The organism is Streptomyces sp. JLYT201, from assembly GCF_059448825.1.
The window spans coordinates 1,336,717-1,351,097 of record NZ_CM182551.1; the positions used below are offsets into that span (position 1 = coordinate 1,336,717).

A 14,381-nucleotide genomic window follows, 5' to 3' on the forward strand; every position below is an offset into this window, starting at 1 on the left:
GGGGAAAGCGGCCGGGAGGTCAGCCGCTCGCCGCCGCCAGGTGCTCCAGGGTGTCCGTGAAGCCCTTCCACGCGGACTCGGTATCCTCCGTGCGCTGGTGCTCGCCGCGGAACCACTCCACGAACTCGGCCACGTCCAGGAGGCTCCAGCGCAGCCGGTGGAGCGCGAGGGCGTCCGGGTCCGGGGTGCGCCCGGTCAGCTCGGTGTAGCGGGTGAGGGCCGCGGGGTCGTCCGAGAGCAGGGAGAGGTCGCGCTCGGGAAGGGCGAGGCCCACCGTGTCCCAGTCGACCAGGAGATAGCCCTCGTCGCCGAGGATGAGGTTGCCCGGATGCGGCTCGCCGTGGGTGACGACCAGCGGCGCGCCCCGGCCCCGCACGCGCGCGACGAGCGTCTCGAAGGCGGCCAGGCGCTCGCGGAGCGTCGCCTCGTGCTCGCGCAGGAGCTTCCGCGCGGGCTCGGCGAACGGTCCGCCCGACCAGGGCCCTTCCGACTCGTCGAGGGCCGCGAGGACGCCGTCGAGGCCGGGGGGCTCCACCGCGGCGGGCGGCGTGGTCTCCGGCGGCGTCCGGCCGTGCAGCTCCGCGAGCAGGTCGAGCACCTGGTCCCGCTCGGCTTCGGACAGGCGCTGCCCGAACTCCCCCGCGCGGCCCGGGACGTGCGGGAACACCGTGAGGGCATACCGGTCGTCCAGGGGCAGGACCGGACCGCCGCCGGCGGCGGCCACCGGTGCCACGACGAAGCGCAGTCCGTCGCGCTCCCGGAGGGTCAGTGCCGTGTCCATGGCCTGGCGCAGGCCCTTGAGCGCGGCCACCGCGCCCTGCCCGCAGTGCTCCTTGTGCTCCAGGTCGGAGACGGTGGCGAACCACGGCCGGCCGTCGTCGTCGGTCACCGTCCAGTGGTAGTCCCCGAATCCGACCGGGGCGTAGGTGACCCGCGACGGAGACACCCCGAATCCCCGCAAAGCTTCCCATAGGAGTGTTTCATCAAACTTTTCAGGAAGATTCTGCATTGCTCCACGCTAGCAACTGGAGGGTGTGGTGGGGAAGTTGACGTCGAAGTCCCGTGTCCGGCGCAGCGGTGAGCAGAGCAGGAGCGGCGCCACGACGAGCAGCGCGACCGCGAGGGTCCACAGGGCGGGGCGGACGCCGAGGTGGGTGGCGAGGGCGCCGCCCGTGAGCGCCCCCAGGGGCGCGGCGCCCCACACCGCGCAGCGGAAGATCGCCGACACCCGGCTGAGCATGCCCGGCGGGCACACCCGCTGCCGGTAGGTGACTTGGAGGATGTTGAAGACGGTGACGCCAACGCTGATGGCGATGTGGGCGAGGGCGAAGAACAGGACCCGCCAGTCGTCCTGGGCCAGCGGCGCGAGCAGCAGGAAGGGGGCGGCGACGGGCACCGCGAGGACCACGGTGCGGGCGTCGCCGAAGCGCCGGGCGAGGCGCGGCGTCAGCCAGGCCCCGGCGAGCGCGCCCACCGCGCCCGAGGCGAGCAGCACGCCCACGAGCCCCGGCGAGATCCCGACGACCTTGCTGAGGAACACCACGTCGAGCGCGAAGGCGGCGGAGAAGACGAGGTTGTTGAGGCCCGCGGAGAGCGCGATCATGCGCAGGACCGGCTGGCGGCGCACGAAGCGCAGGCCCTCCCAGGTCTGGCGGGCCAGGCCGTGCGCGAGTGCGGGCGGCTCGGGCTCGGGCACCTTGATGCGCCACAGCAGCACCGCGGAGACGGCCGAGCCGAGGGCGTTCGCCGCGAGCGCCCAGTACGCGCCGAGCCACTGCACGGAGAGCCCGCCGAGCCCGGGTCCTCCCAACTCGGCTCCGGAGCGCACCAGTTGGAGCGTGCTGTTGCCCTGGACGAGCTGCTCGTCGCGCACCAGGCGCGGCAGGTAGCTGTGGTCGGCGATGTCGCCGAACAGCTGCGCGCAGCCGAGCAGCAGCGCCACCGCGTAGACCATCGGCAGGGACAGCGCGTCGGCCGCCCAGGCGAGGGGCAGCGACGCGAGGGCCAGACAGCGGACCAGGTCGGCGCCGATCATGACGCGGCGCGGGCGCGCCCGCTCGACCAGGGCGCCCGCAGGCAGCCCGAGCACCAAGTAGGCGGTGAAGTAGGCGGTTTCGATCAAGGCCGTCTGCCAGGCCGAGGCATCCAGGGCCAGGACGGCGGTCAGCGGCAGGACGACGAGCGTCGCCGCCGCCCCGGTCTCGTTGAGCACGTGGGAGCCGACGAGCAGCCGGAACCCGTGCCGCACGGCCCGCTCGGCACCCGGGTCCGGTGCCGTCAGCACGCCGGAGGCAGGGGACTCCACCGGGTCAGGCATGACCCACCAGGGCGCGCAGTGCGTGAGCCACCTGCGGGGCGGACGCGATCGTCATCGCGTCGCCGGGCGGCTCCCCGGCCGCGCCGCCGCCGACCCAGGCCCCGGCCTCCTCGGCGATCAGCACTCCGGCCGCGCGGTCCCACAGGCGCGTACCGGATTCGTAGTACGCGCCCAGGCGGCCCGCCGCCACCCAGCACAGGTCGAGGGCGGCGGAGCCGCTGCTGCGGATGTCCCGGACGTGGCGCACCACGTGGGCGGCGAGGGCGGCCTGCCGGGCCCGCGCCGCCGGGTCACTGCTGAACCCCGTGGAGACCAGGGCCTGTTCGAGCCGGTCGGGGCCGGACACGGACAGCGGCCGGCCGTCGCGGGCGGCGCCGTGGCCGCGGATCGCGGTGAACGTCTCACGGCGGGACGGGTCGTGCACGACGCCCACCTCGGTGCGGCCGTCGCGCTCGGCGGCGACGGACACGACGTACGCCGGGTATCCGCTGACGAAGTTCGCGGTGCCGTCCAGGGGGTCGATCACCCAGCGCACCCCGGAGCGGCCCGGGCGTTCGCCGCCCTCCTCCCCCAGGATGCCGTCGTCGGGGCGGGCCGCGGTGAGGACCTCGACGACGCGCTCCTCGCTCGCGCGGTCGAAGGCGGTCACCAGGTCCGTGGGGGACGACTTGGTCCGTACCTCGGGCGGTCCCGACGCGGCCCCCTCGCGCAGCAGGTCACCGGCCGTCCGCGCGGCCCTGACGGCGAGTTCGAGTAAAGCGGCACCGCCCTCGGCATGTGCCAAAGACATGGGTAACCCCCTTGTGGTGTACACGCGACTATGTAAAGGTAACACCAAGTCGTTCCAAGGGTGTGAGCCGTGCCGAGTACTTCTCGGCACGCAGGAACTCGCCTGCCGTGTACGTGCCTTGGTGCCGTCCCAAGCACGGGGGATTTGAGTCAGATTCGTTAGCCGAACGATGTCCGGGCACAGAGGAGACCTTTGTGGAATTCCGCCCAGCAGCATCGGTGACGTAAGCCAGCAGTCGTCATCACCTCTTTCCCTCCGGGCGCCGTGCACCGTGGGGTTCACCCCGTTTCGGGACAGCAGGTGCTGCCTTTTCGTGCTGCCCTGTTTCCCTGTTCCGCCGCTCCCCTCCACTCCTGTCGAGAGAAGTTGGTGCCGTGCAGAAAGAACGTGTCCGCGTGGGCGTCATCGGTTGCGGAACCGTCGCCCAGATCATGCATCTGCCCTATCTGCGGAGCCTCTCCGACCAGTTCGAGATCACCGCGCTCAGCGACCTCTCCCCCGGCCTCCTCGACGCCCTCGGCGAGCGGTACGGGGTGCCGCCCGGGCGCCGCTTCACGGATCACCGCGCGCTCCTGGACACCGACGTGGACGCCGTCCTCGTGCTCAGCGGCGGCAGCCACGCGCCGCAGGTCCTGGCCGCCGTCGAGGCGGGCAAGCACGTCCTGGTGGAGAAGCCGCTGTGCTTCACGCTCCGCGAGGCCGACGAGATCGAGGCGGCCGCCGACCGGGCCGGGGTGCGGCTCATGGTCGCCTACATGAAGCGGTACGACCCCGGCTTCCTGTATGGGAAACAGCTGGTCAGCGCCATCGAAGAGCCTCGGTACGCGCAGATCAACACCCTGCACCCCAGCGAGGACCAGTACATCTCCATGCACGGCGTGCGCCGCTTCGACGACGTGCCGCGCCAGGTCGCCGAGCGGGCGCACCGGGCCCAGGAGGAGCTGCTCGACGAGGCGGTCGGCGCGGTCCCCGACGCCCTGCGCTTCGTCTACCACGACGTGTTCCTGGGCAGCATGGTGCACGACGTCAACGCGCTGCGGGCCCTGGTGGGAGAGCCGGACGGCGTGCTGTTCACGGAGATCTGGCCGCGGGACTCCCGCTACCCGTCCGTGACGACGGTGCTCTCCCATCCGGGCGGACTGCGCACCAGCTACACCTGGACCTATCTGGACGACGTCCGCGACTACTTCGAAGAGATAGCGGTGCTTTCCCCGGCCCAGCGGGTGCGCATTCAGTTCCCCTCGCCTTTCCTCAAGCACTGGCCGACTCCCGTCGTCGCCCAGCACATGGAGGACGGCGCACTCGTGGAAAGACGGATCCAGGTCTCTTACGACGAGGCGTTCCGCGAGGAACTGCAGGCTTTCCATTCCTGTGTCGTCGACGGCACGCAGCCGCTCACCGATGTGCGGGACGCCCGGGAGGACATCGCCGTCCTCCAGCGGGTCTTCGCCCGGTGTGCGCCCGAAGGGCTCGGCGGCGAAGCGGGCAAGAGCCGCTGAGGCACGGCCCGGAACCAGTCGCACCGAACTTCAAGGGAATGTAAAGCGATAGCGCGAGAGGCAATGCGCAGCGGACGCAAACGTGGCAGAAAGGCCCAAGGAAGCATGAGTCCCACCGCCGTGCCCGCGTCGTCGACCCACCACACCATCGCACTGGAGCGGAGCCACCGGCTGCCGGGCGGACAGTCCATGACGGACCTGTCCGGTCTCGTCGTGGACCGCGCGCGCAACGCCGAGGTGTGGGACAAGGACGGCAAGCGGTACATCGACTTCTTCACCGGCGTCGGCGTGTGCAACATCGGCCACGCCCACCCCAGGTTCCTGGCCGAGGTCGGGGAGCAGCTGAGCGCGTGCGCCGTCGGCACGTTCTACACCGACGCGCGCTCCCGCTACTACGAGCTGCTCGCCGCCCAACTCCCGGAGCGGCTCGGCAAGATACACATGTTCTCGACCGGCAGCGAGGCGGTCGAGGCCGCCGTGAAGCTCGCCCGCGCCGCCACCGGCAAGCACGAGGTCGTCAGCTTCTGGGGCGGCTTCCACGGCAAGACCCAGGGCGCCCTGAGCCTGCACGGCGGGCCCCGCAAACACCGCTCCGGACCGTTCCCGCCGGGCTCCCACCAGGTGCCGTACGCCTACTGCTACCGCTGCCCGCTCCAGCTGGAGCACAGCAGTTGCGGCCAGGCTTGCGTGGACCTCGCCGAGCAGTCCATCGAGAACGGCTCCGTCGGGGACATCGCCGCGATCATCGTGGAGCCGGTGCAGGGCACGAACGGCAACATCATCCCGCCCGCCGGATATCTGCGGGCCGTGCGCCGCCTCGCGGACCGGCACGGGGCCCTGCTGATCCTGGACGAGGTCATCACCGGCTTCGGCAGGACCGGTGCGCTGTTCGCCTTCGAGCACGACCCCGAGGTCCGCCCGGACGTCGTCGTGCTCGGCAAGGCGATGGCGTCGGGGGTCCCCGCAAGCGCGATCGTCAGCCGTTCGGAGCTGGTCGAGGGCACCTCCTTCGGCCAGCCGAGCGCGGCCGCGTCCACCTTCGGCGGCAACCCGCTGGCCAGCGCCGCCGCCCTGGCCACCCTGGGGATCCTGCTCGACGAGGGCCTGCCCGAACGGGCCCGCGCGCTCGGGGAGTCGGTGGCGCGCCGCCTCGCCTCCTGGACCGAGGAGTTCCCGTTCGTGGGCAACGCGGCGAACGTGGGCCTCATGGTCGGCGTGGAGCTCGTGGAGCCCGGCACCCGGCGGCCGCTGCCCAAGGACGTCACCCGCCGGGTCTTCCAGGACCTCCTCGCCGAGGGCGTCCTGGCCATGGCGTACGACAGCCGGATCCGGATCTACCCCCCGCTGAGCATCCCGGAGGACCACCTCGACGAGGGGCTCGCGGCCTTCGAGTCGGTCTTCCGGTCGATGCGGTCACTCCGCTCGACGCAGCAATGACGCGGCAATGACGCAGCAGCGAATGCAGCAACGGACGCAGCAACGGACGCAGAAGTGAGGAGCGCCATGGAACTCGGGTGCGTGGTGCGCAGCGCCCCGGAGGCCGAGCAGGCCGCCCGGCTGCCGCTGGACTACCTGGAGATCAAAGGAGACATGCTGTGTGTCGATGGCGATGAGTTCACCGCCCTGTGCGCCCGGCTGAGCGCGGCGGGCCTGCCCTTCAGGGCCATGACGTCCCCGCTGCCGCGCCGCTACCGGTGCCGGGTCGTGGGCCCGGAGGCCGATCACACGGCGGCCCTGGAGGTGTTCCGCGACCTCTGCGACCGGGGTGCGGCGCTCGGCGTGCGCACGGTCGTGCTCGGCAGCGGGCAGGCGCGCGGCATCCCGCCCGGCTTCTCCGCCGACCGGGCCCTGCGGCAGTTCAGGGAGTTCCTGGCCCGGGCGCACCAGGAGTGCGACCGCCGCGGCATGACGCTCGCCCTCGAACCCCTGAACCGCACGGAGACCAACTTCGTGAACTCCTGCGCCGAGGCGCGGGAGGTCGTCGACGGCCTCACCGGGGCGGACGTGCGGATCACCACCGACTGCTTCCACATCCTGAGCGAGCAGCTGCCCATCGCCGAGGAGGTGGCCGCCGCGGGTGCGGCCATCGGGCACGCGCACACCTCGTCCGTGCCGCGCGGCAGCGGTGACTTCCACGAGGGCGCGCAGCAGGAGTTCGTGGCGGCCCTGCTCGCCGCGGGGCACCGGGGCGGGCTCACCATCGAGGACGAGTTCGGCGACTTCGGGCGCGAGGCGTCCGCCGCGGTCGACGTCTTCCGCCGCGTCCTCGCCGCCGCGTCCGGTCCCCGGCCCGAGGAGTCCGTATGCCCCTGAGCTTCCTCACCGACCACACCTCCCCCCTCATGCGCGGCTTCGCGGACGAGGTCGTCGCCCGCTGGAACGAGCGGCGGCCCGGTTCCCCGGTCGAGCTGACGGTGCAGGACCACGAGGAGTTGCGCGCCCTGCTGCACGCCGGGCTCACCGGTGAGCGCCCGCCGGACGTCATGACCTGGTTCGCGGGCAACCGCATGCGCGCCCTGGTGGACCAGGGGCTGATGCTCGACATCTCCGCGATGTGGCGGGCGGAGGGCTTCGCCGATGTGTACCTGCCGAGGTTCAGTTCCATGACCGGCGGCATGGGCCCGTCGCGCTTCCTGCCGACCTCGCACTACTGGTGGGCGGTGTACTACCGCCCCTCGGTCTTCGCCGAGCTCGGCATCCGCACGCCGGTCGAGACGTGGCAGGACCTCACGGACGCGTGCGCCGTGCTGCGCCGCGCGGGCCTCACCCCGTTCTCCCTCGGGGCCCGGCACCGCTGCCCGGCCGCCGCCTGGTTCGACTACCTCGACATGCGGCTGAACGGGCCCGCGTTCCACCAGGACCTGATGGCGCTGCGCGTGCCGTACACCGACGCGCGCGTGACCAAGGTGTTCGCCTTCTGGCAGCGCCTGGTCGAGAGCGGCTGGTTCCTCGGCGACCCGGCGGCGTACGACGAGGAGGAGGCCGTCGCCGCGGTGCTGCGCGGCGAGGCGGGCATGACGCTCGTGGGCGCCTACGCGACCGACGAGTACACCCCGCCCGGCGAGCCGGACATCGACTTCTTCCGCTTCCCCCTGATCGATCCGGGCCTGCCCGTCGGCGAGGACACCCCGGTCGACGGCTACTTCGTGACCGGGACCAGCGAGGCGCCCGCCGAGGCCACCGCCTTCCTCGCGCACCTCGGGTCGCGCGAGGTGCAGCAGCTGACGATCGAGCGGCTCACCACGCTGCCCACCCGCACCGACGTGGACGTGGCCCGGGGCGGGCGGCACGTCACCAAGGGCATGGAGATCGTCCGGGGCGCCGACCACCTGGGGCAGTTCTACGACCTCGACACCACCTGGGAGCTCTCGGACACCGGCATGGCGGCGTTCGTGTCCTTCTTGCGGGAGCCGTCGCGCGCGCAGGAGCTCCTTCAGGAGGTGGAGGCGGCCCGCAGGGAGCTCCTCGCGGCCCCGTCCGCGGCGCGGGCCTGACCGCCCCGTCCACGGCGCGAACCCGACCGCCCGACCGCCCTACCCGTATCTCCCGTTCCTGACGACCAAGGGGACACACATGTCAGCGGTACGCAGTTCACCCCTCGCCCTGCTCGGCGGCACCCCGGTCCACGACGGCGCCTGGCCGGCCTGGCCGCAGGCGCCCGAGTCCACCCTGACCCTGCTCAACGCGGCCGCCACGTCGGGGCGTTGGGCGGTCAGCGGCGTCTACACCGGCACCCCGAGCTTCGAGCGGCGCTTCTCCGAAGCGTTCGCCGCCTACCACGCGGCCCCCGGTGTGACGCCCTACGCGGTGCCCACCACGAACGGCTCGGCCGCGCTCACCATCGCCATGGAGGCCCTCGGCGTCGGCCCCGGCACGGAGGTCATCGTGCCGGGCCTGACCTGGGTGGCGTGTGCGTCGGCCGCGCACGCGCTCGGCGCCACGCCGGTCCTGGTGGACGTGGACCCGCACAGCCTGAGCATCTCGGCCGACGCGGCGAAGGCCGCGGTCACCGACCGGACCCGGGCGATCCTCGTCGTGCACGCCTACTGCTCGGCCGCCGACGTCGACGCGTTCCAGGAGCTCTCGCAGAGCACCGGCATCCCCCTCATCGAGGACTGCTCCCAGGCGCACGGCGCGGAGTGGCACGGGCGCAAGGTGGGCACCTTCGGCACGATCGGGGTGTTCAGCCTCCAGCAGACCAAGGTGCTCACCTGCGGCGAGGGCGGCGTCGTCCTCACCACGTCGGCCGAGCTGCACGACCGGCTCCAGCAGTACCGCGCCAACGGGCGGCGCTACACCGCCCGGCCGGTCGCGGGCCAGCTCGAACTGGAGGACGTCGGCGCGGTCGAGGGCCACAACCACTCCATGTCCGAGTTCCACGCGGCGGTCGCCCTCAGCCAGCTGGAGTTCCTGGAGGAGCAGAGCGTGCGCCGGGAGCGCAACGCCGCCGCCCTCACCGAACTGCTCGCCCAGATCCCGGGCGTGTCCACGCTGCCCGCGCCGCCCGGTCTGACCCGGCGCACCTACTACGACTTCGTCATCCGCCTGGACGCGGAGCTGCTCGGCCCGGTGCCCGTCGGCCGCGTCGTGGACGCCATGTCCGCCGAGCTGAACATGTTCTTCGAGACCCTCGACGCACCGCTGAACGCCAACCCGCTGTACGTGCCGCTCAAGTCCCCGCGCACCCCCGGCTCGGACGACGCGCGGCGGGGCCTGGACCCCGCCCGGTTCGACCTGCCCGCGGCGACGGCCGCGTACCGCACCTGCTTCGCCTTCCTCCACCAGGCGCTGCTCGGCACCGAGCGGGACGTGGCGGCGATCGCGACCGCCGTCGAGAAGGTCGTCACCCACCTCGACGAGCTCGGGGACGGGGCGGAGAGGGGCCGGGCATGAGCGTGCGCCTGGCCGACGGCAAGGTGGTCAACCCGGAGGGCATCGAGGTCAACGCCAGCCTCCAGTGCAACATGCGCTGCCAGTCCTGCGCCCACCTCTCGCCGCTGTACCGCCGCGAGAACGCCGACCCCGCGGAGATCCACGACACCCTCGCTGTCCTCGCCAGGAACTACCACGCCTCGTACGCCAAGATCATGGGCGGTGAGCCGCTGCTGCACCCGGACGTCGTCGGCCTGATCGAGGCGGTGCGGGCCACCGGGATCTCCGACACCATCCTCGTGGCCACCAACGGCACGCTCCTGCACCGCGCCCCGGAGCGCTTCTGGGAGGCCGTGGACTCCCTGGAGATCTCCGTCTACCCGAGCCGGATGATCCCGCCCGAGGAGGTCGAGCGGTACCGCGCGCTGGCCCGGGACCACGGGGTCTCCCTGCTCGTCAACTACTACGGGCACTTCCGCGCGGTGTACTCGGAGTCGGGCACGGACGCGCCGGGCCTGGTGCGGGACGTCTTCGACACCTGCAAACTCGCCCACTTCTGGAACTCGCACACGGTCTACGACGGCTGGCTCTACCGCTGCCCGCAGAGCGTGTTCATGCCCCGCCAACTGCGCGACGGCGGCTGGGACCCGCACGTCGACGGCCTGCGGATCGAGGAAGGACCGGACTTCCTGGAGCGCCTGCACCGCTTCCTCACCGGTGCCGATCCGCTGCGGGCCTGCCGGAACTGCCTGGGCAGCGTCGGCAAGCTGCATCCGCACCGGGAGCGCCCGCGCGCGGGGTGGCAGGTGACCGAGCAGCTGGAGGAGCTGGTCGACTACCCGTTCCTCGAGGTCTGCAAGGACGACATCACCGCCGACGACGGCTGCGTGGAGCGGTCCCTGTCGGCGCCGGTGGGAGGTGCCTGACATGACGGCGAACGAGAACCCGACCGGCGGGGCGGCACCGCGGGAGGGCGGCGAGAGCATCACCGTCGTCACCCTCACCCGCTACCGGCCGGTGCTCGTGCAGCGGGCCATGCGCAGCGTCCGCGCCCAGGTGACCGACGTGCCGGTGCGCCACCTCGTCCTCATCGACGACAGCGAGGAGACGCTCACCGCGCTGCGCGAGGTGACGGACGCGTTCCCGCGCTGCGAGATCCGCTACGTGCCGCGCGAGCCGCACGAGAAGTCGGGCCCGGGCCGGTCCTCACGCCTGCGCAACCTGGGGGTGCGGCTCGCCGGCTCCTCCTGGATCGCCTTCCTCGACGACGACAACGAATGGACACCCGACCACCTCCAGTCCCTGCTCGACCAGGCCCGCGCGCACGCGGCGCGCGCCGTGTACAGCGAGGTCGGCCTCCTCGACAAGGACGGCGCCCCGTACCTCGAACCGCGCTGGCCGTGGGCGAACAGCGTCGCCGAGGCGGAGCGGATGTACGCGGACTACGTGGCCAAGGGCATCTGTGTGCCGGGCTCCAACGTCATCAAGGACCGGCCGGGGTCGTTCGAGGTGCCCGTGGACACCAGCGCCTGGCTGCTGGCCCGGGAGCTGCTGATCGACGTGCCCTTCGAGGAGGAGTTCTCGGCGGCCGACGCGGACGGCCTGGTCAGCGAGGACGACAAGCTCTACTACCGCCTCGTGCAGCGCGCGGAGCCGATGGTGTGCACGGGGCGCGCGACGCTCCGCTACTACCTGGGCGGCTACTCCAACAGCGGCGAGACCGTCGCCCCCGAAGAGCGGGGCGCGATCGCCTGGGCCTCGGAGTGAGCCGCTCCGACAACCGCGGTACGCAACGACGACAGGGAAGGGAGAGGGTTTCGTGGTGACCGAGTCGACGACGGTGGCGGGAGACCGCTGCGCTCTGGGGGCCGAACACGGCTCCTACTACTGGGGGGACAGCCTCGCGCTGATGGAGGGGGTGCCCGACGGCAGCGTGCGCGCGGTGGTCTGTTCGCCGCCCTTCGAGGGCCCGCGGCTCATCGCCGACGAGGACCGCACGGGCGCGGAGTTCCTCGACTGGATCCTGCCGTTCTTCGAACAGTTCGACCGGGTGCTGCGCCCGGACGGCTGTGTCGCGTTCGAGCTGGGCGGCATCTGGCTCTCCGACGCGCCGGGCAAGGCGGTGCAGCACGCCGGTGCCGTGCACGCCCTGGCCGCGGCGGGCTGGCGCCTGGTGCAGGACTTCTACTACTACAACCCGCAGTTGCTCAACCCGGAGCCGGACGGCGCGGCGCGGGCCCCGGACTCCATCACGCCCATCTGGGTCATGGCGCGCACGCACGACGTGCACTACGACGTCGTGGCGCTGCGGCACCCGGCGCGACAGCCCTTCGTCCGGGGCAATCTGCTGGAGTTCGACACGTCGGGCGTCTACGACCAGGCCTACGAGAAGGTCCTGGCGGAAACGTCACTGCACCCCTATGTGGACCGTTGGCCCACGGTGGTGCCGGAGTTGTTCGTGGAGCTCCTGACCGAGCCGGGCGATCTGGTCCTCGATCCGTTCGCGGGCAGCGGGGCGACCTGCTTCGCCGCCGAGCGGCTGCGCCGGCGGTGGCTCGGCTTCGAGCTGGACCGGGGGCTCGAACAGCATGTGCGGGCGATGTTCGCCGCCCGCCGCGCGGGCTAGCGGGTGGTCCCGTGCTCCGGCACGGGACCACCGCACGTCCCCGCCCGTGGCCCTGACGATCCGTCAGGCGGGGGTCAGGAGCGCCTCGGGCACGCGGCAGTCGACCCACCGGCCGCCGTCGGCCGCCGAGGCGTAGGCGCCGTCGATCACGAACGAGGTGGTCAGCGCCTCGCGGATGAGGTCACGGCCCCGCTCGGGCGCGGCGACCACCGCCGTGAAGTCGAGCAGCATCCGCTCGAACCACTCCTGGTGGGACGGGTCGTCGAAGCCGGACTCGATGGACGTGCGGACCACGTCGCCGTCCGCCGCGTAGGTGAGGTCGTCACCGTCGACGACCACGGAACCGGAGGTCCCCATGATCGAGTATCCGGTGCTGCGATGACCGGCGGCCCACGACAGGTGCAGCGCGATCTCGACGCCGTCCTCGCACCGCAGCCGCATCAGGGCGGTGTCCTCGGTGTCGGCGTACGCGGCGCCGTCCCGCAGCCGCCCCGTGAGGCAGGACACCGACACCGGGGTCAGACCTGTCAGGTTCATGGCCAGGTACACGCTGTGCGGGCCGTGGTCGCGCAGGATGCCGCCGTGCGACGTGCCGGGCTCGCGCCGCCAGTGCGGCCGCCAGTCGGGCACGCCCTTGGCATGTCCGGCGCGCAGGGTGCGGAAGTGGGCGCCGACGACCTTGCCGAAGCCGGGTGCGGCGATGCGCTCCTTCATCGCCGCGAGCACGGGCGCGTACTTGTAGACGTGGCACGGGTAGTAGACGCGGTCGCTGGCGCGGATCCGGCTCAACTGGCCCGCGTAGCCGTCCCCGTCGGGCAGGAAGACCGGCTTCTCGCACAGGACGTGCAGTCCGTGGGCGAGGCCGAGCGCCGAGTACTCGGCGTGGCTGCTCGGCGGTGTGCAGATGTCGATGAAGTCCAGGGTCTCGTTCGCGACCAGCTTGGCGAAGTCGCTGTAGGCGGGGAGTCCGAACGATTCCTCCGCATGGCTTCGCCGTTCCTTCGACACATCGACGACCGCGGCAATGGATAAATCCTGCACCCGCGAATAGCCGACCATGTGCCCCATGGCGATGGTGCCGAATCCAATGATGGCTCCGCGCATGGCGGACCTCCTTCGTCAATACGGCTGCCGGACGCGTGGAAAGCACGCGAGAAAGGGGGATGCGTGCACAATTTTTAAGCGCCGCACGACGTACTGTCAACCTGCGGCCAGAATTAAAGAGAAGCCATTTTCGGCTCCCGAGAATTCCCCGGAGCCGTTTATCAGGCACGCCCGGAAATACATATCAGGAAGCGGTTTTCGAGGAATGTGGGGGCCACGTCATGACATCGAGCCGAGGCGGTGCGGCCGGATCGCCCGCGGCCGCACGGGTCGCCGTGGTCGGCGGTTGCGGGTTCATCGGCAGGAACCTCCGCGCGGCGCTCGACGCGGCGGGCGTGCGGACGTGCTCCTTCACCCGGCAGCGCCCCTTCATGCAGGGCGACCGGGTGCACCGCGCCCTGCTGCGGTCGCACACGGTCTTCTACGTGGCGGGCGGCGTGACACCGGCGCGGGCGGAGCGGGAGCCCCGGCTCGCCGCGCAGGACTACTGGAACCTGCAACTGCTCCTGTGGGGGCTGCGCGGCACCGCCCACCGGCCGCTGGTGGTCCTCGCGAGCTCGGGCGGGACCGTGTACGACCCCGACGCCGGGGCGCCGTACCGGGAGGACGCCCCGACCCGGCCCGTCACGGCGTACGGCAGGGTGAAGCTCGCCCAGGAGCGGGCCCTGGTCAGCGCTGAGTGGGTGGCGCCGGTGACCCTCCGGCTCGCCAACGTCTACGGCCCCGGGCAGCCCGCGGGCGCGGGGTTCGGGGTGGTCCCGCACTGGGCCGCCGCCGTGCGCGCGGGCCGGGCCCTGACGCTGATCGGCCGGGCCCGGCGGGACTACGTGCACGTCGCCGACGTGTGCGCCGCCCTGCTCGCGGTGCACCGGCGGGCCGACCGGCTGCGGGCCGGGCCCGGGCCGACGACCCTGAACATCGGCTCCGGCGTGCCGACCTCGCTCGACGAGCTGCACCGGCACTTCGAGCGGGCGGCGGGCCGCGCCCTCGACGTACGGCGCGAGCCCGCCCGGAGCTTCGACCGGGCGGACGTGTGGCTGGACGTGACGGCCGCCCGGCAGGAGATCGGCTGGAGGGCCCGGATCGGCCTCGTGGACGGGCTCACGGGCACGCTGGCCGCGGCGGGGGCGCCCGCCCGGATGCCGTCGTGACCGGGCGGGCAGGGGCGTCCTC

13 protein-coding genes are annotated in these 14,381 nt (G+C 72.2%); 9 read left to right on the plus strand and 4 right to left on the minus strand.

The window, feature by feature from the left end; all coding sequences use genetic code 11:
- Positions 1-19: 19 nt before the first annotated feature.
- The 3 genes from AC5WAM_RS05640 to AC5WAM_RS05650 all read right to left on the minus strand — a co-directional run bounded on the left by AC5WAM_RS05640 (position 20) and on the right by AC5WAM_RS05650 (position 3,107).
- A complete protein-coding gene (locus AC5WAM_RS05640; RefSeq protein ID WP_495521805.1) occupies positions 20-946 on the minus strand; it encodes a phosphotransferase in 927 nt (308 codons plus the stop codon).
- Between the two features lie 72 nt (positions 947-1,018).
- Positions 1,019-2,317 carry an MFS transporter gene (locus AC5WAM_RS05645; protein ID WP_495521806.1) on the minus strand — a complete coding sequence of 433 codons (1,299 nt, stop codon included), beginning with the start codon at positions 2,315-2,317 and terminating at the stop codon, positions 1,019-1,021.
- Positions 2,310-3,107 (minus strand): inositol monophosphatase family protein, encoded by a 798-nt coding sequence (locus AC5WAM_RS05650; RefSeq protein ID WP_366789447.1) that lies wholly within the window; start codon positions 3,105-3,107, stop codon positions 2,310-2,312. The genes AC5WAM_RS05645 and AC5WAM_RS05650 overlap by 8 nt, the downstream gene beginning before the upstream one ends.
- Positions 3,108-3,481: 374 nt before the next feature.
- On the opposite strand from AC5WAM_RS05650, the gene AC5WAM_RS05655 reads away from it, so the two are divergent.
- The 8 genes from AC5WAM_RS05655 (at position 3,482) to AC5WAM_RS05690 (ending at position 12,104) form a co-directional block, all read left to right on the plus strand.
- A complete protein-coding gene (locus AC5WAM_RS05655) occupies positions 3,482-4,606 on the plus strand; it encodes a Gfo/Idh/MocA family protein (RefSeq protein ID WP_495521807.1) in 1,125 nt (374 codons plus the stop codon).
- A gap of 105 nt (positions 4,607-4,711) precedes the next feature.
- Positions 4,712-6,043, plus strand: coding sequence for an aspartate aminotransferase family protein (locus tag AC5WAM_RS05660; protein WP_495521808.1), 1,332 nt, complete (start codon positions 4,712-4,714; stop codon positions 6,041-6,043).
- A gap of 66 nt (positions 6,044-6,109) precedes the next feature.
- On the plus strand, positions 6,110-6,919 hold the full coding sequence (locus tag AC5WAM_RS05665) for a sugar phosphate isomerase/epimerase family protein (protein ID WP_495521809.1): 810 nt from the start codon (positions 6,110-6,112) through the stop codon (positions 6,917-6,919).
- Entirely contained in the window at positions 6,910-8,100 is a 1,191-nt protein-coding gene (locus AC5WAM_RS05670) for an ABC transporter substrate-binding protein (protein WP_495521810.1), read from the plus strand. Before AC5WAM_RS05665 ends, AC5WAM_RS05670 begins: the two co-directional genes overlap by 10 nt.
- A gap of 79 nt (positions 8,101-8,179) precedes the next feature.
- Entirely contained in the window at positions 8,180-9,499 is a 1,320-nt protein-coding gene (locus tag AC5WAM_RS05675) for a DegT/DnrJ/EryC1/StrS family aminotransferase (protein WP_495521811.1), read from the plus strand.
- A complete protein-coding gene (locus AC5WAM_RS05680; protein ID WP_495521812.1) occupies positions 9,496-10,404 on the plus strand; it encodes a radical SAM protein in 909 nt (302 codons plus the stop codon). The genes AC5WAM_RS05675 and AC5WAM_RS05680 overlap by 4 nt, the downstream gene beginning before the upstream one ends.
- 1 nt (position 10,405) lies before the next feature.
- Positions 10,406-11,245, plus strand: coding sequence for a glycosyltransferase family 2 protein (locus tag AC5WAM_RS05685; protein ID WP_495521813.1), 840 nt, complete (start codon positions 10,406-10,408; stop codon positions 11,243-11,245).
- A gap of 55 nt (positions 11,246-11,300) precedes the next feature.
- Positions 11,301-12,104 carry a DNA-methyltransferase gene (locus tag AC5WAM_RS05690; RefSeq protein WP_495521814.1) on the plus strand — a complete coding sequence of 268 codons (804 nt, stop codon included), beginning with the start codon at positions 11,301-11,303 and terminating at the stop codon, positions 12,102-12,104.
- A 63-nt stretch (positions 12,105-12,167) separates the two neighbouring features.
- Here the strand turns inward: AC5WAM_RS05690 and AC5WAM_RS05695 are convergent, their stop codons facing one another.
- Positions 12,168-13,208, minus strand: a complete 1,041-nt coding sequence (locus tag AC5WAM_RS05695) for a Gfo/Idh/MocA family protein (RefSeq protein WP_495521815.1) — start codon at positions 13,206-13,208, stop codon at positions 12,168-12,170.
- Positions 13,209-13,429: 221 nt separating this feature from the next.
- On the opposite strand from AC5WAM_RS05695, the gene AC5WAM_RS05700 reads away from it, so the two are divergent.
- On the plus strand, positions 13,430-14,359 hold the full coding sequence (locus AC5WAM_RS05700; RefSeq protein WP_495521816.1) for an NAD-dependent epimerase/dehydratase family protein: 930 nt from the start codon (positions 13,430-13,432) through the stop codon (positions 14,357-14,359).
- Positions 14,360-14,381 lie beyond the last annotated feature (22 nt).

Bases quoted from the DNA above. Each gene is read 5' to 3' on its own strand.
- AC5WAM_RS05695 (WP_495521815.1), bottom strand. From the start codon at position 13,208: ATGCGCGGAGCCATCATTGGATTCGGCACCATCGCCATGGGGCACATG.
- AC5WAM_RS05680 (WP_495521812.1), top strand. From the start codon at position 9,496: ATGAGCGTGCGCCTGGCCGACGGCAAGGTGGTCAACCCGGAGGGCATC.
- AC5WAM_RS05675 (WP_495521811.1), top strand. From the start codon at position 8,180: ATGTCAGCGGTACGCAGTTCACCCCTCGCCCTGCTCGGCGGCACCCCG.
- AC5WAM_RS05670 (WP_495521810.1), top strand. From the start codon at position 6,910: ATGCCCCTGAGCTTCCTCACCGACCACACCTCCCCCCTCATGCGCGGC.
- AC5WAM_RS05685 (WP_495521813.1), top strand. From the start codon at position 10,406: ATGACGGCGAACGAGAACCCGACCGGCGGGGCGGCACCGCGGGAGGGC.
- AC5WAM_RS05665 (WP_495521809.1), top strand. From the start codon at position 6,110: ATGGAACTCGGGTGCGTGGTGCGCAGCGCCCCGGAGGCCGAGCAGGCC.
- AC5WAM_RS05650 (WP_366789447.1), bottom strand. From the start codon at position 3,107: ATGTCTTTGGCACATGCCGAGGGCGGTGCCGCTTTACTCGAACTCGCC.
- AC5WAM_RS05645 (WP_495521806.1), bottom strand. From the start codon at position 2,317: ATGCCTGACCCGGTGGAGTCCCCTGCCTCCGGCGTGCTGACGGCACCG.
- AC5WAM_RS05660 (WP_495521808.1), top strand. From the start codon at position 4,712: ATGAGTCCCACCGCCGTGCCCGCGTCGTCGACCCACCACACCATCGCA.
- AC5WAM_RS05700 (WP_495521816.1), top strand. From the start codon at position 13,430: ATGACATCGAGCCGAGGCGGTGCGGCCGGATCGCCCGCGGCCGCACGG.